Raw genomic sequence first — 255 nt, forward strand, 5'->3', positions numbered from 1 at the left:
GCGCATAAATATCACTTCGCTCGGTGGAAGGCTGCGCCCGCAGAATTTCCGGGGCGATATACAAGGCGGTTCCCTGCACCACGTCGCGATGCAAGGTCTGAGGCCCCTGCAAGCCCAGATCGCTGATACCAAGCTCAATCAGCCGGGCCGGGTCACTCAGGCGCCCGCTGCCGAAATCTGCCAGCATGGCCTGCCAGCCCTCTCCCTGCGGGCGGATCAGGATATTGGCGGGCTTCAGATCTTTATGGATGACTG

1 protein-coding gene is annotated in these 255 nt (G+C 61.2%); it reads right to left on the reverse strand.

Annotated elements, in window-relative coordinates; all coding sequences use genetic code 11:
- On the reverse strand, positions 1-255 hold a 255-nt coding region (locus tag PZA18_RS25940; RefSeq protein WP_407951224.1), incomplete at both ends, for a protein kinase domain-containing protein.

Source organism: Parachitinimonas caeni (assembly GCF_030129945.1).
Taxonomy (GTDB): Bacteria; Pseudomonadota; Gammaproteobacteria; order Burkholderiales; family Chitinimonadaceae; genus Parachitinimonas; species Parachitinimonas caeni.